Annotated in this window: 17 protein-coding genes, 1 pseudogene and 1 other annotated feature; of the genes and pseudogenes, 2 read left to right on the forward strand and 16 right to left on the reverse strand. The window is 52.9% G+C overall.

Annotated elements, in window-relative coordinates; all coding sequences use genetic code 11:
- Window positions 1-55 precede the first annotated feature (55 nt).
- A pseudogene (locus PAE68_RS14680) lies at window positions 56-1212 on the forward strand (IS110 family RNA-guided transposase).
- A 202-nt stretch (window positions 1213-1414) separates the two neighbouring features.
- Here PAE68_RS14680 and PAE68_RS14685 read toward each other — a convergent pair.
- From PAE68_RS14685 to lspA, 4 genes are all read right to left on the reverse strand, one after another.
- Complete coding sequence (locus tag PAE68_RS14685; RefSeq protein ID WP_281888083.1) at window positions 1415-3049, reverse strand: NHL repeat-containing protein; 1635 nt, start codon at window positions 3047-3049, stop codon at window positions 1415-1417.
- 431 nt (window positions 3050-3480) lie between these two features.
- On the reverse strand, window positions 3481-4638 hold the full coding sequence (locus PAE68_RS14690) for an aminotransferase A (protein ID WP_281891084.1): 1158 nt from the start codon (window positions 4636-4638) through the stop codon (window positions 3481-3483).
- A gap of 23 nt (window positions 4639-4661) precedes the next feature.
- Window positions 4662-5618, reverse strand: coding sequence for an RluA family pseudouridine synthase (locus PAE68_RS14695; RefSeq protein ID WP_281888085.1), 957 nt, complete (start codon window positions 5616-5618; stop codon window positions 4662-4664).
- Window position 5619: 1 nt separating this feature from the next.
- Window positions 5620-6171 carry a signal peptidase II gene (gene lspA / locus PAE68_RS14700; RefSeq protein ID WP_281891085.1) on the reverse strand — a complete coding sequence of 184 codons (552 nt, stop codon included), beginning with the start codon at window positions 6169-6171 and terminating at the stop codon, window positions 5620-5622.
- Between the two features lie 123 nt (window positions 6172-6294).
- On the opposite strand from lspA, the gene PAE68_RS14705 reads away from it, so the two are divergent.
- Window positions 6295-7059 carry a TraR/DksA C4-type zinc finger protein gene (locus tag PAE68_RS14705; protein WP_281888087.1) on the forward strand — a complete coding sequence of 255 codons (765 nt, stop codon included), beginning with the start codon at window positions 6295-6297 and terminating at the stop codon, window positions 7057-7059.
- A gap of 135 nt (window positions 7060-7194) precedes the next feature.
- On the opposite strand, the gene ileS is transcribed toward PAE68_RS14705, so the two are convergent.
- From ileS to ftsZ, 12 genes are all read right to left on the reverse strand, one after another.
- On the reverse strand, window positions 7195-9963 hold the full coding sequence (gene ileS, locus PAE68_RS14710) for an isoleucine--tRNA ligase (RefSeq protein ID WP_281888089.1): 2769 nt from the start codon (window positions 9961-9963) through the stop codon (window positions 7195-7197).
- Window positions 9964-10057: 94 nt separating this feature from the next.
- Window positions 10058-10313, reverse strand: a binding site (T-box leader).
- Between the two features lie 107 nt (window positions 10314-10420).
- A complete protein-coding gene (locus PAE68_RS14715; RefSeq protein WP_281888091.1) occupies window positions 10421-10900 on the reverse strand; it encodes a DivIVA domain-containing protein in 480 nt (159 codons plus the stop codon).
- Between the two features lie 117 nt (window positions 10901-11017).
- The gene (locus PAE68_RS14720; RefSeq protein ID WP_281891088.1) at window positions 11018-11800 is read right to left on the reverse strand and encodes a YlmH family RNA-binding protein; all 783 of its coding nucleotides are present in this window, start codon (window positions 11798-11800) and stop codon (window positions 11018-11020) included.
- A 30-nt stretch (window positions 11801-11830) separates the two neighbouring features.
- On the reverse strand, window positions 11831-12091 hold the full coding sequence (locus tag PAE68_RS14725; protein ID WP_397378826.1) for a YggT family protein: 261 nt from the start codon (window positions 12089-12091) through the stop codon (window positions 11831-11833).
- 34 nt (window positions 12092-12125) lie between these two features.
- Window positions 12126-12557 carry a cell division protein SepF gene (locus PAE68_RS14730; RefSeq protein WP_281888094.1) on the reverse strand — a complete coding sequence of 144 codons (432 nt, stop codon included), beginning with the start codon at window positions 12555-12557 and terminating at the stop codon, window positions 12126-12128.
- 26 nt (window positions 12558-12583) lie between these two features.
- Window positions 12584-13279 (reverse strand): YggS family pyridoxal phosphate-dependent enzyme, encoded by a 696-nt coding sequence (locus tag PAE68_RS14735; RefSeq protein WP_281888096.1) that lies wholly within the window; start codon window positions 13277-13279, stop codon window positions 12584-12586.
- 54 nt (window positions 13280-13333) lie between these two features.
- Window positions 13334-14188: a peptidoglycan editing factor PgeF gene (pgeF, locus tag PAE68_RS14740; RefSeq protein ID WP_281888098.1), complete on the reverse strand. Its 855-nt coding sequence runs from the start codon at window positions 14186-14188 to the stop codon at window positions 13334-13336.
- Window positions 14189-14267: 79 nt separating this feature from the next.
- Window positions 14268-14582, reverse strand: a complete 315-nt coding sequence (locus PAE68_RS14745; RefSeq protein ID WP_281888100.1) for a YlmC/YmxH family sporulation protein — start codon at window positions 14580-14582, stop codon at window positions 14268-14270.
- A 267-nt stretch (window positions 14583-14849) separates the two neighbouring features.
- Complete coding sequence (gene sigG / locus PAE68_RS14750; protein ID WP_281888103.1) at window positions 14850-15632, reverse strand: RNA polymerase sporulation sigma factor SigG; 783 nt, start codon at window positions 15630-15632, stop codon at window positions 14850-14852.
- Between the two features lie 199 nt (window positions 15633-15831).
- Window positions 15832-16554 (reverse strand): RNA polymerase sporulation sigma factor SigE, encoded by a 723-nt coding sequence (sigE, locus tag PAE68_RS14755; RefSeq protein WP_281888104.1) that lies wholly within the window; start codon window positions 16552-16554, stop codon window positions 15832-15834.
- A 146-nt stretch (window positions 16555-16700) separates the two neighbouring features.
- The gene (spoIIGA, locus tag PAE68_RS14760) at window positions 16701-17609 is read right to left on the reverse strand and encodes a sigma-E processing peptidase SpoIIGA (RefSeq protein WP_281888105.1); all 909 of its coding nucleotides are present in this window, start codon (window positions 17607-17609) and stop codon (window positions 16701-16703) included.
- Between the two features lie 211 nt (window positions 17610-17820).
- Window positions 17821-18960 (reverse strand): cell division protein FtsZ, encoded by a 1140-nt coding sequence (gene ftsZ, locus PAE68_RS14765; RefSeq protein ID WP_281888107.1) that lies wholly within the window; start codon window positions 18958-18960, stop codon window positions 17821-17823.
- Window positions 18961-18998 lie beyond the last annotated feature (38 nt).

Here is an 18998-nt window from a genome sequence, read left to right on the forward strand (position 1 = left end):
GGAGACTTCTAACGAATGCGCCAATCGTCAGTATCATTCGATTGGAGGTAGTTAAATGGAGATGTTAATTGCTCGGTGTGCCGGACTGGATGTGCATCAAGAAACCATTGTAGCTTGTGTCTTGACTGGCGAAGCGGATGAAGCACCACGCGCTGAAACACGCACTTTCCCTACGATGACTCGTGATTTGTTCTCCTTGATGACATGGCTCGAGTCCGAAGGTGTGACGCATATTGCCATGGAGAGTACAGGGATCTACTGGAAACCAGTGTACAACATATTGGAAGGGTACTTCGACATCGCCCTTGCCAATGCACAACGGATTAAGAATGTTCCTGGACGCAAAACGGATGTCAGCGATGCGGAGTGGATCGCTAAACTCTTGCGCGTAGGATTAATCGAGAAGAGCTTCGTGCCTACCGAGGATCTCCGAGAACTACGTGATTTAACACGTTTACGTAAGAAACGGGTTGGAAACTTGACCGCAGAGAAAAACCGCATTCAAAAAATGCTGGAAGCCTCCAACATCAAGTTGGGAACGGTTATTTCAGATGTGTTCGGCGTATCCGGACGCAATTTGCTGGAACGACTGGTCATGCAGGGCTACGTCGATCCGGATGATATTGAAGCCCGAGTACATGGCAACGTAAAACGTAATGTCGCTCGGGTGGCCGAGTCGCTCTTCGGAACGTTAAACAAGCACCAAATCTTGATGATTCGCAATTGCTGGGAGCATATTACCTTCCTCGAGCAATCCATCGCGTTGCTGGATGCAGAAATTGAGGTGCATCTTCAGTCCTATCAGGAAGCCTATCAGTTGATTCAAACGATTCCGGGCATAAGTGAGATTACCGCCGCAGCGATCATTGCCGAAATCGGAGTCGATATGGATCAGTTCCCAACGGCTGATCATCTCGCGTCCTGGGCAGGTGTGGCTCCGGGTAACCATGAGAGCGCGGGTAAAAAAAAAGTACACGAACACGTAAGGGCAATCCGCATGTGAAAACAGCTTTATGTGAAGCCGCTTGGGCAGCAACGAAGTGCCGAAAATCACAGTTGTCGGTTCGATTTTGGAAAATAGCTGCACGCCGTGGGAAGAACAAAGCCATTATTGCTCTAGCTCACAAAATGCTCACGATCATCTACATGATGTTAAAGACGAAGTCGACTTATATCGAAGGTGGACCTCCTGTCTCAAAACCTGTAGCTTAACAGTCTAGCCTATTTTAAGACTGATTATACATCACATCTCAAAAACGATGTGCCGGGCATCCTATTGCTATTTTTCAACTTTCTTCCAGAAAAAACGCTATTTCTTAAAGCAACTTCGACGTTCTAATGACACTGCTTTCAATAATCCTTTCACAGAAAAAAATAAAAGTACGGAGGAGACTACTCCTCCATACAAGTATAATTAATCCGTAATGTTATTGTAACGTATTGGAACAAAATCATTAGTTGTACCGAGCCAGTACCATGTTCGTGAGTGTGAGCCTACACGCTGATCGTCAGTTGAAGATTCGTACGTATTAATTCCGTTGCTAGTGTCTGATTTGTATAACAACGTATGAAATCCTGCATCATTCAAAGCATCCATCGGCTTAAGATTAGATACTGTGATGTTGCTTGCGATATTACCAAGAGTAGTAGTTCCATATTTTTGATCTGTGCGGTGCCAAGCTAATCCCACGAATCCTGAACAATCCAATCCGGTGACTTCATTAACACCATATCCATTCGTATCAATGTCGCCGGTTTGATATCCTCTACTCTGATAGTAACCAAAACTCTCACGTGAACCAGTTCCCTCGTCGTGTCCGTCCCCACCTCCCCACTTGTATGGGATACCCCAGTAACTATCACCTGTCTTTTTTCCAGAATATATTGTCGGTAACTTCGTTCCCGATAATTGTTTCAAGTTTCCGTCAACAAAAGTAATATGATAACTTAGCATCTTATCTACACGATCTTGAACTTGCGCTCTGGTGATACTTCCATTCTCACTCAAAATCGATACTCTGGAGCCCTTTGTTTTCTTTATCTGTTCATTGTTTTCAGACGTATATAATTCGACCCTGTCTTTTAAGGTTTTTGTAAATTTTTTCCCTGGCTTTAGTTCATATATTTTTAGTGCTTCTTTATCTGTTGACAGTAGGTAGATTTTATTATTATCTACACGTATCAAATGTCTAGGCGCCATTGTCATTTTTTCAAGAGGAATTCGTACTGCTCCTAAGACCTCTCCTTTCTTATTAACTACATAAACGTGAGTTTCTGCCATTACTTTCGGTATATCCGCCGCTACTTCGGTTTTTGTAAAAATGATTTGGTTCTCACGAACGTCATTAACTGTTAAACCACCGAACATTTCCTCATAGTCAACTTTAAAATCTACGAACTCCTTCTTACTTTTGTTATCAACAATTATTTTCCCTGTTTTACGATCATTCCTGATTTGAGAGATTTCAACGTCGTTGTGCTCTAATTTCTTTGTTGAAACAGAAACCTCACCAGTAGTTAATATAACTGAAAGATCTTGAGACTGATTTACAATGATCTGCTTTTGTGTATTCATTTCCAAACCATTTGGATCGCTCAAAATTTCAGGTATGTTATATTCTGTCAATAACTCTCCGTTCTTTGACAACTCGGACACTTTTCGAAGAAGAGAATCAAGAACATATATCTTTTGATTATCTGAAACATATATATCCTCATAATATCCCGAAGTATTGAGCTGAATGCTATTCGAATTATTTTGTTTATCAACAACTAGTATTTTTTTGTTAGCATTATCCAATATATAGTAATTATTGTTTTGCACGAAAAAGCTTGTTGCAGTAGTTCCTATTCTGCCTTCTGTTCCATGCTCAATTAAACCAACCTTGGACTTGTCTGACCCATAATCAACCGACATAACAACACTTAAATCCTCTAGATTGTTTACTGAGATGTCTGAACCTTCTGCATAAGCCTGATTCAAAGCGACCACTGAGAATACTAATGAAACTGACAAGGTTAGCAATTGTTTTTTCAATCCAGATAACACCTTCAATTCCTCCTAGTTAGCATTTTTTACTTCTTCTGTATAATATACTAGATTAATCAAAAAAACAACATATGATTTGTAAATTATGTATTTTATTCTGTAAGTATGGCTCTGTAAACAGGCCTTTTGAATAACCAAAGCGAGAATCGAATGAGGTCAACCCATCAAGTTGAGTACACATAACCCAATGCCTTACACCCGAGAACGATAGTTCCGATATTCAAGCCATTTTCTCCGACCTATTTCTTAGCAGCGTCGCAGCAATCGAGGTCAAGCAAATCGTTTAATTCATGCGTAGACTAAGTATGTGAAGAACCAGTCACTTCACCCACCGCCAATTTTCTCAACAAAACAGAAAAAAGCTCCCTCAAGGACAGTCAACCGACCATCCAAGAAGAAGCTTCCCTTATTTACCTTCACTTCCATCCCACTTACCCCAAGCTCTTCACAAACGACTCCAGCCGCTCCATGCCCGTCTCCAGCACATCCATCCCGTACGCATAGGACAGACGAATGTACCCTTCGCCGTAGCTCGAGAACGCATCGCCAGGCACGACTGCGACCTTCTGCTCCTCGAGCAGACGCATCGTGAATTGCATCGACGACAGCCCGAACCGTTCAATCGACGGGAATAAGTAGAACGCGCCCTCCGGCTTCACCAGCTCGAAGCCCATTCCAGTCAGCCGATCGTAGACGTAATCGCGGCGCTTCCGGTATTCCTGCTTCATCGGCTCCGCGTCGTCGATCCCTGCGGTCAGCGCCTCGATAGCCGCATACTGGCTGATCGAGCTGGCGCATGTTACGTTGTACTGGTGCACCTTCACCATATGCTGACTCAAGTACGCAGGCGCCAGCGTGTAGCCGATGCGCCAGCCGGTCATCGAATGGGACTTGGACAAGCCATTGATTACGATCGTCTTGTCCCGCATTCCCGGCAGCGCAGCGAACGAGCGGTGCGGCGCATCGTAGATGAGCTCGCTGTAGATCTCGTCCGAGATGACGAATAGCTCGCGTCCGTCCAGCAGCTGCGCCAGCTCCTGCTGCTCGCGCTCCGTCAGCACGCGACCCGTCGGATTGGACGGATAGCACAGGATGATGCAGCGCGTCTTCTCGGTCAAATGCGGAGCAAGCAGCTCAGCCGTCAGCTTGAAGCCGCTCTCTCTCGTATCGACATAGACCGGGACTCCGCCGCACAAGCGAACGAGCGGCTCGTAGCCGGGGTAGATCGGCCCCGGAATAATGACCTCGCTGCCCTCCGTTAGAATCGTCCGCAGCGTAATGTCGAGCGCCTCGCTCGCGCCAGTCGTTACAATGATTTCGTCCGCGGCGCTGTACGACAAGCCGTACTTGCTCTGCACGAAGCCTGCTATCGCCTGGCGCAGCTCCGGTAAGCCTGCGTTCGGTGTATAGGTCGTCCGCTGCTCGGCAATAGCCCGCTCCGCCGCGTGCATAATGTGCTCTGGCGTCGGGAAGTCCGGCTGTCCGATCGTCAGCGTGATCGCACCCTTGTACTGCGCGACCAGATTCGAAATTTTGCGGATACCGGATATTTGAATATCCTTCACCCGCGGGTTCACCAGCTTTTCCAGCTCCATATTCAACCCGACTTTCTTTATCGCATTTTGAGTATATCGAGCACCCGTACCATATCGTCTGGCATCGGCGCTTCGTATTCATGCCACTGTCCCGTACGCGGATGCTCGAAGCCGAGCACCGCCGCATGCAGCGCCTGACCGTCGAGCAGCACGCCCTTGCTCTTCGACGGACCGTAAGCCGGGTCGCCGACGAGCGGATGGCCGATGAACTTCATATGCACGCGAATCTGATGCGTCCGTCCGGTCTCCAGCTTCAGCTCCAGCAGCGTATAATCGCCGAACCGCTCCAGCACGAGAAAATGAGTAACTGCATGCTTACTGTTCTTTTCCGTTACCGTGAACAGCTTCCGATCCTTCGGATCGCGGCCAATCGGCGCGTCGATCGTCCCCGTATCATGCGGCACGGTACCGTGCACGAGCGCGACGTATTGCCGCTTCACGGTGTGCGCCTTCAGCTGCGCCGCGAGCCCCGTATGGGCGAGATCGTTCTTCGCCGCCATCAGCAGCCCGGACGTATCCTTGTCAATCCGATGCACGATGCCGGGCCGCATCACACCATTAATGCCCGATAAGTCTTGACAATGGTGCAATAACGCGTTCACCAGCGTACCGCTATAATGGCCCGGTGCCGGATGGACGACCATCCCCCGCGCCTTGTTCACCACGATCAGGTCCGCATCCTCATACACGACCTCGATCGGAATGTTCTCCGCAGCGAGCTCTAGCTCCTGCGGCTCCGGTACGGTCAGCGCAATCGCTTCGCCGCCGTTCAGCTTGAAGTTCGGCTTCACGGTGCGGCCGTCGACCGTTACGTGACCGTCCTTGATCCACTGCTGCACCTGCGTGCGGGACACGTCCTCCTCCAGCGATTCGGTAATGAACTTGTCCAATCGTTCGCCAGCATCCTCTGGCTGTACGAGCCATTCCTGTACCTGCTCCAGCTCGATGCCGGGCTCCTGCTGTTCGTTCTCCATATTATGCCTCCCCGCTTCCCGAGCTCGTACTGTTGCTGCTTGCTGTCCCTGTGCCTGCTGCGTCAGCCATCTTCTTCTCCCTGCGCCATTCCAGCAAGGCATCCAGTAGGATTAGACCTGCACCGACGACAATCGCTGAATCCGCGATATTGAAGATCGGATAGATGTAATACACCGGCGTGCCGACGAAGTTGAAGTCGAACGTGAACTGCAGGAAGTCGACCACCTCGCCGAACAGCAGTCGGTCGATGAAGTTGCCGAGCGCACCGCCGAGCACGAGACCGAGCGCTGTCGGCAGCAGCCTTTTGCCTTCTTGAAGCGTCTTTCTCAAGTACCAGATGATCCCGATCACGACGAAGATCGTCAGCACGATGAAGAACCACCGCTGATTTTGCAATATACCGAACGCGGCACCTTTATTCCGATGAGACGTAATTTGGAAAAACTCGCCGATGACCGGTACGGTCTCGCCTAGCTCGAAATTTTTCACAATGTACCACTTCGACACTTGGTCGGCGATCAGCATGATCAGCGCGAGCACGTAATATTTCATAGCCTTCAACTGCAACAACTCCTTACCCGAGCTTGGCGCTACAAGGATTTACCTAGCTAAAACAATTGCAGTCCGCCCACACTATAAGCAAGACCCCCACCTTAAAGGAGGTAGGTTACCCGCATGAGCTATCATTCTTCTTCGAACTCAAACGGCAGCTTGACCTCGTCCCAGCTTCAAGAGCTGAAGCATAAGCTGACTGACGAGCAGCGCTGGCTGCAGGAGCATCTCCATAGCCGCGAGCACGACGGACTCGCTGACTCGCTTCGCGAGCAGACAAATGAGCTGTCTGCCTACGATAACCACCCTGCCGATCTCGGTAGCGAGATGTTCGAGCGCTCCAAGGACATCGCCCTGCTCGAGAATGCGGAGCGCCACTTGACCGATGTGAACGAGGCGCTCGACCGGATGAACGATGGAACGTACGGTCAATGCCGCACGTGCGGCAAGCCGATCAGCTTCGAGCGTCTTCAGGCGCTGCCGACCGCTTCGTATTGCGTCGAGCACGTACCCGACCCGAATGAGTCCGAGCGTCGACCCGTCGAAGAGCAGCTTCTCCAGCCGCCCTTCGGACGAACAAGTCTGGACGAGCGCTCCGAGCAGAACCAATTCGACGGTGAGGACGCCTGGCAGATCGTCGAGAGCTGGGGCTCCTCCAATTCGCCTGCGATGGCTGAGGACCCGAACGTATCGTACGATTACAACGACATGGAGATCGAGGCCGACGAGCACGAGGGCTACGTCGAGTCGTTCGAGAGCTTCGTCGCTACCGACCTATACGGTCAGCATGTGACCGTCGTACGTAACCAAGCGTACCACGACTACATCCACAACGGCGAAGGCTACGGTCTGCTCGAGCCTGAGCCATCCGCGCTTGAAGATTATTAATTTAGTATGAACAGACAGCCCGCACTTATCACAGGAGCAGGAAGCATCGGTCCTAAGACTGCGCTTCCTGCTCCTCCTGAAATAACGGATTTGTTGATTATCGGAAGATGTTATAGCAAGCCTTGAACCGTACGGCTACGCCTGCTCTCGAATAACCGTCGAACAGCGCTTGCACAGCGTCGGGTGCTCGTCGTCGTGGCCGACCTCTGGCGTCACGATCCAGCAGCGCTCGCACTTCTCGCCCTCTGCATTCGTAACGGCTACCGCCATCGACTTGAACGTATGCGCACCGTCCGGTGCAGCCGCCCCCGCCTCATGCACGACAACGGCCGAGACGATGAACAGCAGGTCCAGCCGCTCGAACGAGCCGAGCAGCTTCGCTGCTTCTGCATTCGGATACAGGTGAACCGCCGCGCTGAGCGAATTGCCGATCCGCTTATCCTTACGTGCTTCCTCGAGCGCCTTCAGCACATCGTCGCGCAGCTCAATGAACGATTCCCACTTCTGCTCCAGCTCGTCATTGAATACCGATGCATCGACCTCAGGCAAGTATGCGACCTGTACAGTCGGCAGCTCTGCCCCTGGAATATGCTTCCACACCTCATCAGCCGTATGCGGCAGGATCGGTGCGATCAGCTTCGTGATCGCCATCAGTGCATCGTACAGCACCGTCTGCGCTGCCTTGCGCTGCACATCTGCCGCCGCATTCGCATACAGACGATCCTTCAGAATGTCGAGGTAGAACGCACTCAGCTCCACCGCGCAGAAGTGGTGAATCGTCTGGTACACGACGTGGAAGTCATAGCTGTCGTACGCCTTGATGACTTTATCCGCCATTCGGTTCAATCGGATAACTGCGAAGCGATCGAGCTCCGATAGGTCGCTGAACGCTACACGGTCACGCGTCGGCTCGAAGTCCGACAAGTTACCGAGCAGGAAGCGCAGCGTGTTGCGGATTTTGCGGTAGCCCTCCGACGTCTGGTTCAGGATGTTGTCCGAGATGCGCTGGTCCGCCTGGAAGTCGGTCGACGACACCCATAGACGAAGAATGTCAGCGCCGAGCTTATCGCACACTTGATTCGGATCGATCGTATTGCCGAGCGACTTCGACATCTTGCGGCCTTCGCCGTCCAGCGTGAAGCCGTGGCTCAGAATGCCCTTGTACGGCGACTGTCCAGTGACCGCGACGCCTGTGATGAGCGACGAATTGTACCAGCCGCGGTATTGGTCCGAGCCCTCGAGGTACAGGTCCGCCGGCCATTGCAGCTCCTCACGCGTCTCCAGCACTGCCTGATGGCTCGAGCCGGAGTCGAACCAGACGTCCATAATGTCCGTTTCCTTGCGGAATTCGGTGTGTCCACAGCTGCACACGGTTCCTGCTGGCAGCAGCTCCTGCTCACTGCGCGTGAACCACGCGTTCGAGCCCTCTTGCTCGAAGATGGCTGCCACATGCTCGATCGTCGTCTCGTTGACGAGCGGCTCGTTACAGCTGCGGCAGTAGAAGATCGGAATCGGCACGCCCCATGCCCGCTGACGGGAGATACACCAGTCGCCGCGCTCGGCGATCATGTTGTGCAGACGAATCTCGCCCCACGTCGGCGTCCAGTTGATGCGCTTGATCTCCTCCAGCATCTCGCTGCGGAACTTATCGATGGAAGCGAACCATTGCTCTGTCGCTCGGAAAATAACCGGCTTCTTCGTCCGCCAGTCGTGCGGGTATTGGTGCGTAATGGTGCTCATCTGCAGTAGGTGACCCGATTCCTGCAGCTTGTCGACGATAGCCTTGTTCGCCTTCTCGTAGAACATGCCCTCGAAGCCTGGCGCTTCTGCGGTCATATGCCCTTGATCGTCCACTGGACACAGCACACCCAGCTTGTAGCGTTGGCCGATGACGAAGTCGTCCTCACCGTGACCTGGCGCCGTATGGACACAGCCCGTACCGGCCTCCAGCGTGACATGGTCTCCGACCATGACGAGCGACGTCCGATCGTAGAACGGATGGCGGCACAGCACGCCCTCGAGCTCGCTGCCCTTCACTGTCGACAGTACGTTATAGTTGCTCCAGCCGATCTCCTTCGCCGCCGCCTCGAGCAGCCCTTGCGCGAGCACCAGCTTACGGCCATTAGCCTCGACTACCGCGTAGTCGAACTCGGGATGCAGGCTGATGCCGAGGTTCGCAGGAAGTGTCCAAGGCGTCGTCGTCCAGATGACGATCGCGGCATCCTGCGGCAGCTTGCCCTTGCCGTCCTGCACGTCGAACGCGACGTACACCGAGGTCGATTGCTTATCCTTATACTCGATCTCCGCTTCCGCAAGAGCACTCTCCGACGACGGAGACCAATAGACCGGCTTCAACCCCTTGTAGATGTAGCCCTTGTTCACCATGCCGCCGAATACGCGAATTTGCTGCGCCTCATACTTCGGCTGAAGCGTCACATACGGGTTCTCCCAGTCGCCGCGAATACCGAGACGCTGGAACTGGCTCTTCTGCTTCTCCACCCATTGCAGCGCGTAATCCTTGCAATAGTCACGGAATTCCGACACGCTCATCTTCTTGCGGTCGACCTTGCCGCCGTTCGCAATCGCCTGCTCGATCGGCAGACCGTGCGTATCCCAGCCTGGCACATAAGGAGCGTCGTAGCCCTGCATCGTTTTGAACCGGACAATGATGTCCTTCAGAATCTTGTTCAGCGCATGGCCGATATGAATGTCCCCGTTCGCATACGGTGGTCCGTCATGCAAGATGAACTTCGGCTTCCCCTTGCGGCTGCCCTGCACGAGCTTGTAGATGCCCGCTTCCTCCCACTGCTGCTGCAGCTTCGGCTCTGCCTGAGGCAGGTTGCCGCGCATCGGGAACTCCGTCTGCAGCAAATTTAACGTCTTGCCATAATCAACCTTGGACATGCTGTCTCACTCCTTACGATAATACGTGCCTGTTCTACACTTGACCATCCGATTAGACGCTGGCTGAAGCCAACAAAAAGAGACCTCCAATCCCCAAAGGGACGAGAAGTCTCGCGGTACCACCCTAATTAAAGCTAATCGCCATCCTACGTAAGCCCTACCCGGCCCAGCATTCGACGGCAACTGCCTTCACTTGAGGATCGATAACGGGATCAACCGATACTCTTTACTGTTTGTTTCAAGAGACGCTCCTGGGTGATCTTCATCAGACACCGAAGTCCGGGCTCGCACCAATCCCCGGTTCGCTTGCATCGGCTCGTCTAATTACTCGTCCCAGTCATCGCTTTGTCAGATGTGAACTTATGAATGGAGTATACAGAAAAAAGCAACTAGCGTCAACCTGCACATACGCCTAGGCAACGTCATTCGACAGCTGCGCCTCTATGCGGCTCTAGCTCTAGGACTCGTTCTGCTCGCTACGCTCCAGCACGTTCCAATCTTCCTTGCTGAGCAGCTCCAGCTGCGCCTCGACGAGTGTGCGGAAGCGTGTCCGATAGATCGACGCCTGCTTCTTCAGCTCCTCGATTTCAACGGAAACTTTGCGCGACTTCACTAACGAATCGTTAATAATGCGATCGGCATTCTTCTCCGCTTCCTTCAGAATAAGCTGCGCTTCCTTCTTCGCATTCGACTTGACCTCGTCGGCCGCCTCCTGAGCGACGATAATCGTCTTGCTCAGCGTCTCCTCAATGCTGGAGAAATGCTCAAGTCGCTCCTGAATGGATGCGAGCTGATTTTGCAGCTCTTTATTTTCACGAATCAGCGCCTCGTAATCCTTAATGACCTGATCCAGAAATTCATTAACCTCATCCTCGTCGTAGCCTCGAAAGGAACGACCGAATTCCTTGTTATGTATATCGAGCGGGGTAAGAGCCATTGTTGCACCTCCTGCAAATTTGAAAGCGACACTTGGATGAAACTGCCACTCAACGCGTATAGGTATATTCGACGGCAGTCTTCAATTTCCTGCGCATATATACAAAAAAATCGGCAGCTACGCATATTTGCCGATTCGAATGCGGTACCTGCCTTTTTTCGTCTGACCTTCGACCTCTAAGAGCTTGAAGCGGCCAAAGCCCTTCATCGAGACGACGTCGCCCTGCTTCAACGGCTTGCTCGGATCTTCCTCCTGCTTCCAGTTCACCTTGCAGCGCCCGGCCTTGATCGGCAGCAGCGCCTTCGCACGGCTGAGCCGATACACGTCGCCGACGATGCCATCCAGTCGCATCGAAGCGACGGAGAGGACGAGCTCCTCGAGCTTCGTCTCGGTCGGTTGAAGCTCGTCGAGCGGCAACAACTCGGTCGATACGTGCGCCCGATGCACCTGATTCAGATGAAGCACGATGTAATCGGCAATGTCCGCAGAGACGAGGAAGTGACAGCCGTCCGGCCTGACGTAGATGTCGCCGATCTTGTCCCGCTTAATGCCTAGCCCGAGTATAGCGCCCATATAGTCGCCGTGATCGAGCTCGGCAAGCGTGTCATCCGATGACGAGACACCGATGACGCGTATGCCTGCATCCTCATCGTCGAGCACCCGGTAATCAGGCGCGATCAGCGCCCGCTTACGCTCTGCATCTGGATGCCCACCGTCCAAGCGGACGTGCACATCCGGACTGCGGTTGACGAGACTCGTGACGATGAATGCCTGCCTAGGGTCGAGGAAGTCGGTGCGCTTCAGCTCGTGCTGCTCGGCACGGGCGACCCATTCCGCGGCCTGGTCGACGAATCGGTGCTCGTCCGGGTGGAAGTGTACGTATATGTTGTCATGTGCCAGAGTGAATCACCTGCTGTGTGAAGGAATGTGTTAAGGAATAATGTAGCTCAGTACGACGATCAATCCTTGACCGATGAAGCGCAGCGCGATCAAGGCAACGATTGGCGATATGTCGATCATGCCGCCGATCGGTGGAATGAATTTGCGGAATATGCCCAAGTACGGCTCGCACAGCTTACCCAGCATTTCTCCGATGAAGCTTTCCCGTGCACTCGGAAGCCAAGAGAGCAGGACGTACGCGATAAGCACGTATTGATAAATTTCGATTAACGTCAAGATATAGCCTGTCAAGTAAGTCACCTCGGTTTCTTAAGTATAGCCGATTCTATGGCTGCTGTTCTTGTGAAGTCAGAATCTCAGAGATCGAGCCATGAATCTCAACCGTGTCCGGCGTGCACAGGAAGATGTTCGGTCCGATCTTAGAGATCGAGCCGTTGAGCGCATATACCGTACCGCTGAGGAAGTCGACGATTCTCGTCGCCTGATCCGAACGTACACGGTGCAGGTTCACAACGACCGGACGACGCGATCTGAGATGGTCTGCGATCTCCTGCGTCTCCTCATACGATCTCGGCTCATGCAGGACGACGCGGACGTTCTTCTGCGAATGTATGCTGACGATATTGTTCTTATTCTTGCGCTGCTCTTGAGCGGGCGGCTCGGCGTCTTCTGTCTGCTCGACGATGCGCTCGCGCTCGATCACTTCTTCTTCCTCGTTGAGCCCGATCAAATTCATGAACTTGTTATACACGCCCATTATTTCGGCCTCCCTTTCCTAAGCTTCTATTCCTTACCCACGAGCACCGAGCCTAGACGCACCCAAGTCGCTCCTTCTTCAATCGCGACCTCGAAGTCGTTCGACATACCCATCGACAGCCCGTGCACCTCATAATCCAACACAGCTGCTTCATTAAGCCGATCCCGCCATTCCCTTAGCGCACGGAACACCGGTCTTGTCTCCTCCGGCTCCGACTCGTAGGGGGCCATCGTCATCAGTCCCTCGACCTTGATGCTGCTCATGCTGCGCAGCTCCTTCACGAACGGCAGCAACGCCTCGGGCTCCATGCCGTACTTCGACTCCTCACCGGATACGTTCAGCTGCAGGAAGCACGGCACCACGATACCGAGCGCAGAAGCCTTCTTCTCAATCTCCTTGGCCAGCGACAGCCTGTCCAACGAATGAATATAGGCGAAGCGTCCGACGACGTCCTTCACCTTATTGGTCTGCAGATGTCCGATGAAATGCCACGTGCCTCGATTGCCGAATGCCTCCCATTTCGGAGCGGCGTCCTGCCACCGATTTTCCCCGATATGGGTTAAGCCTGCATCCAGCACCTGTCCGGTCGATTCCAATGACACGTACTTCGTGACCGCGATGAGCTGCACGTCCGCGGGCGAGCGTCCCGCACGACCGCAGGCGGCAGCTACACGTTCTTGCACTTCCTCTATGCGATTAGTCAGCAGCGATTGTTGTGTCAACTATACATCACCTCTTGTTCAAGCCAATTCGCTGTTAAGAACTTGTCGGAGCGCTCAAGCTTCATTGTCGCGCAAGCCGATCCAGGCTGCCATACGTCCGGTACGCCCCTTCTCCTTGCGGTGTGAATAGAACGTATGGGTATTACAGCTCGTGCATAAATGGCTTATTTCGATATGAGACGGCAATATTCCTGCTTTTATCATAATTTGTCGGTTGACCTGCTGCAAGCTTAGCTTGTATTTGCCGTCAGGCAGCTCCTCATAATACGAGGCCGAAGCTCCCTCTGTGGCCGAATCGCTCAGCACTCGCTCCATACGGTGGATCACCTTATCGTCCACCTCGTAGCAGCAGCTGCCGATCGACGGTCCGATCGCTGCACGAACATCTCTCGGCTTCGTTCCGTACGCCGCGCTCATCGTCTCCACCAGAGCAGCCGCTATGCCTAATGCGGTTCCCTTCCAGCCTGCATGCGCAAGACCGACCGCCTTCTTGATAGGGTCTATGAAATAAAGAGGCACGCAGTCCGCGAACAACGCATGCAAATATACGCCGCGCTCGTTCGTCACGAAGCCGTCCTTCGCCTGCAACGCCCGCTCTCTCGAGTCATTGCCTGCACCCGCCTTCGCACGTGTCACGACCTCAATCTCCTTACCGTGCACCTGCTCGGCGTATGTACACGTCTCGAACGGGAATTGTAGCGCTTCAGCCAGTCGTCTTCGATTCTCCACGACAGCCTCCGGCGCGTCTGCAACGTGCAGTCCGCAATTCAAGCTGTCGAAGTCACCCTCGCTGGCCCCGCCGCGTCGTGTCGTGAAGCCGGCCGAGGCGAACGGATATGCGCGCTGAAAGGGCTCGAGCTCGAGCCATTCACAGCCGTTATCGCCCTTGCGGTGTATAAACGGTTCCATACTCGCTGCCCCCTATATCCAGATGGCGTCTATTCCCATTCAGTATACACGATCCTGCCCAAAAGAACACCTGAAAGCTTCAACTTCCTCTGTAATCCCTATAATCACGAGCGGAGTAGTAGTCATAGGCACTCTCCATGCCGTCGGGATCAAAGCTGGCTGCCGCCTCCACCTTCACCAGTATAACATCGGCACCGATCTTAAGCACATTGCGCCATGGAATGACAAGATCGGAGGAGCCTCCGAACAAGCCGAGAAACCGCGTCGAAGCCGGAACCACGATCGCTTCAATACGTCCTTGGCGCAAGTCAAGCTCCAGATCACTCACATGACCGAGCCGCTTGCCGTCTACAATGTTGATGACATCCTTCGCCTGAAAGTCCGAAATCTTCATCGCTCATCACCACCGGGGCTGTAGTCGTTATTCTATATGTATGTACCAATGACGGAATATGCCCAGCACGCGGATAAAAAAAAGACCTTCACGCCGGCAAATGCCGTCGATCCGGTCGTATGTTCGCACGTTATGAGCTAACCTGCCGCAAGTGCGGCACCTGCAGGGGATGAAAGGTCGTGGTTGGCCCTCCATTTGGCTTCACCAAATTCGAGGCTTGCCATAACCGGCTCCGATATTTAGGGAACCTATTATTAGGGCATGTCGTTAATTTTTCACATGCTTTTGCATTTGCGATATCGCCGATTTCTCCAGCCTTGATACTTGCGCCTGCGAGATGCCAATTTCGTCAGCCACTTCCATCTGTGTCTTCCCATCGAAGAATCGCATGGACAAAATCATCTTCTCTCGATCGTTCAGCTTGCGCATCGCCTCCCGCAGTGCAATGCCTTCAATCCAGGATACGTCCTTGTTACGGTCATCGCTGATCTGGTCCATCACATAGATCGGGTCTCCGCCGTCATGATAGATCGGCTCGAACAGCGACACCGGATCTTGGATCGCGTCCAGCGCGAAGACGATATCCTCCTTCGGCACGTTCAGCACCTCCGATATTTCTAGTATCGTAGGCTCGCGCGAGTTCAGATTCGTCAGCTGGTCCCGAATTTGCAGCGCCTTGTAAGCAATATCCCGCAGCGATCGCGATACGCGGATCGGGTTGTTATCCCGTAAATATCGGCGAATCTCTCCAATAATCATCGGTACGGCATACGTGGAGAACTTGACGTTTTGGCTGAGGTCGAAATTATCGATCGCCTTCATCAGTCCGATGCAGCCAACCTGAAACAAATCATCGACGTATTCGCCCCGATTATTAAACCGTTGAATAACGGACAGCACCAGACGCAGGTTGCCGTTAACTAATTTCTCTCTTGCAGAGCGTTCATTATTCGACTGCAAGGCGACGAACAGCTCACGCATTTCCACATTGGTCAAAACCGGTAGCTTTGCCGTATCGACGCCGCATATTTCGACTTTGTTTCGGGTCATTCGTGATTACCTCCCAAGGAGAAACATTAATGTACATTATCTCCGTCGACATTTTTTTTATGCGTCTTTTTCCAACTCTACCAATTCACCACTGCGGACTGCTGCTTCATATTCCGGGAACAAAGAAGCCCTACGCGTGCCATTAACAGCACTGTAGGGCTTCGATCCATTCGTATATGTCGGATTCTATGAATCCAGCTTATACCATCTTGTTAAACTCCTTGCGCAGCCGTTTAATAATGCGCTTCTCCAAACGGGATATGTACGATTGGGAGATGCCGAGCATATCGGCTACGTCCTTCTGCGTCTTCTCCTCGCCGTTCTGAAGTCCGAAGCGCAGCTCCATAATGATTCGCTCCCGCTCAGACAGCTTGTCAAGCGCTTTATGCAGCAGCTTGCGGTCGACCTGCTCCTCGATGTTGCGGTAAATCGTGTCGTTCTCCGTTCCGAGAACGTCTGACAACAGCAGCTCATTGCCATCCCAGTCGATGTTGAGCGGCTCGTCGAACGACACCTCGGTACGAATTTTGCTATTACGCCGCAGGTACATCAGTATTTCATTCTCAATACAGCGGGATGCGTACGTAGCGAGCTTTATTTTTTTCTCCGGATCGAACGTGTTGACAGCCTTAATCAGCCCGATCGCCCCGATCGAGACGAGGTCCTCAATATTGATGCCAGTATTCTCGAACTTCCTGGCAATATATACAACGAGCCGCAGGTTCCGCTCAATCAGCATACCTCGGATCGCCGCATCGCCTGTAGGAAGCTTCTCCAGCAAATACTCTTCCTCTTCGCGGGTGAGCGGGGGCGGCAGCGCCTCACTGCCTCCAATGTAATAAACCTCGTCTCCCTTGAACCCGAGCAACAGCATAAGACGGAAATATAAGATTTGCAGCTTCAGCTTCCACTTGACCAACATTTTGCGTCCTCCCCCCCTGGAATAACATTTCCGAGTTATCTCGGAAATGTTATGGCAAGCCTCGAATTTGGCGCAGCCAAATTGAGGGCCTCCCCTGAAATAACTCTAACTTACCTCTGGAATAACAAGCTCCGCCCGCCCCTCCATTAGCCGCTAGCCTGCACGAGAGACGGATGAATAATCGCCTGATAAGCGTTATCGGCGCTAAGCCGACCACCATCAAGCCCAATAAGCACTTTACTCGACTCCATCTGCCCCTGCTCTGTCGTAATGATGACCTTGTCCGGCTTTAGCGCGAGCATGAATTGCGTGCTGCGATTCACGCCCCGATAAGGTACGAGCCGCAGCCGATCTTGCCAGATGAAGGGCTCGGTGCCGATCGCTGTTACGAGCTGATCGACCTCCGCCTTGCGGATTTTGACCATCCACTCCTCAGGAATCCACTCGCCCCACTGGGTAGCCTCCATCACCATCACCGGCGTCTTGGTCAGCGGATCGTACAGCTGGTTACCGGTATCGATGAGTCCGATGCAGCTGGAGGCGACCGCATCAATATGCACGTCCACCTTGGCGATGTATGAGGCCATATCAGCCTTGCGCTTGAGCTGCGTGATGACCTGCCTCGTGAGCCATACCGCGAACGGAATCGCAGCAACGACTAGACCGAGTGTCGCTCCATTCAAGCCTCTCCCGATCCTTACGCTGTCCACAAGATCGCCAGCCGAATGCTTGAAGTACATGAAGCCGACGACAGCACCGGCGGCAATGCAATTAATCATATAGAACGAGCCGAGATTTCGTATAAAGCCGGGCACTCCCTTGAAGCCGAACGCCGTAAGGAGCATCACGAGGGAGAAGGCAAACTTGACTAGAAACGTATACAAAAAATCGAGCGGCGGAAAGAACAAAAAAACCGCATAGCTTCCTCCAATACACGCGGATAACACAAGCCTCCACCAAGTGACTCGAAGCTTGCGCGCCCATGCTGTCGTCCACAGCAGCGCTCCGTCAATCAGCGTATTCATCAGGAAGATGATATCGAGATAGACAATCATTCCCCCGCATCACTCTCCCTATCTATCGAGGCTGCCTTCTTGGATGAGACAAGTATATAGTAATCGTATTTCAAAGTCTGTCTAAACATGCCGATGAGTCGCTACTTTTTTTGTCATATAGTGGCAGTTGAAGTGTACAAAAAAAACAGCCACTCTCTAGTTCGAGAATGACTGCTGCATGTGGAGCATCGTATGAATGTGCTGTCCGCGTCTATTTGTTATCGAAGTTGTTACGATTACGGTTACGCAGGAATGCCGGGATGTCAAGCTGATCGTTCGAGGTTGTGCCTCCGAACGGACGGAGGTTGTTCAGACGGGAATCTGCGCTTTCCTGCTGCTGAGTTGCTCCAGTGCTAGTCGTACCGCCTCCGGTCTTACGTGGTGCAGCAGACAAGTTCTTATGCTCGAAGCCCGTTGCAATGACGGTTACGATGATTTCGTCCTTCAGCGTCTCATCGATGACGGCACCGAAGATCATGTTCACCTCGAGATCGGAAGCAGAGGCTACGATATCAGCCGCTTCGTTCACTTCATACAGCGACAGGTTCGCGCCGCCTGTAATGTTCATCAGTACGCCGCGCGCGCCATCGATTGACGTCTCAAGAAGCGGTGACATGATCGCCTTCTTCGCTGCTTCGGCCGCCCGGTTCTCGCCTGTTGCGACACCGATACCCATCAAGGCAGAGCCACGCTCAGTCATGATCGTCTTCACGTCCGCGAAGTCAAGGTTAATGAGACCTGGCACCGCGATCAAGTCCGAGATACCTTGGACGCCCTGACGAAGCACGTTGTCCGCCTCGCGGAACGCCTCGAGCATCGGCGTCTTCTTATCAACGATCTCAAGAAGACGGTCGTTCGGGATGACGATGAGCGTGTCCACCTTTTCCTTCAACGCAGCGATCCCTTGATCAGCCTGCTGGGCGCGCTTACGTCCCTCAAACGTGAACGGACGCGTGACGACACCTACCGTCAGCGCGCCGCACTCTTTGGCGATTTCAGCGATGACCGGAGCCGCTCCGGTGCCTGTGCCTCCGCCCATGCCAGCTGTTACGAATACCATGTCGGAGCCCTTCAGCGCATTGTAGATCAGCTCGCGGGATTCCTCCGCTGCCTTCTTGCCTACATCGGGGTTCGCGCCAGCGCCAAGACCACGAGTCAGCTTGTCTCCGATCTGCAGCTTCGTGTCCGATTTCGATAGATGCAGCGCCTGCGCATCCGTGTTCACGGTAATGAACTCTACTCCTTTGACGCCGTTGTCTATCATTCGGTTCACCGCGTTGCTTCCGCCTCCGCCACAGCCGATGACCTTTATTTTAGCCAGTTGGTCCATATCCATATCAAATTCAAACATCTAGCGTCTTCCCCCTCTTAGGCTTTCATACGTGGATG

Source organism: Paenibacillus sp. YYML68, assembly GCF_027923405.1.
GTDB lineage: Bacteria > Bacillota > Bacilli > Paenibacillales > NBRC-103111 > Paenibacillus_G.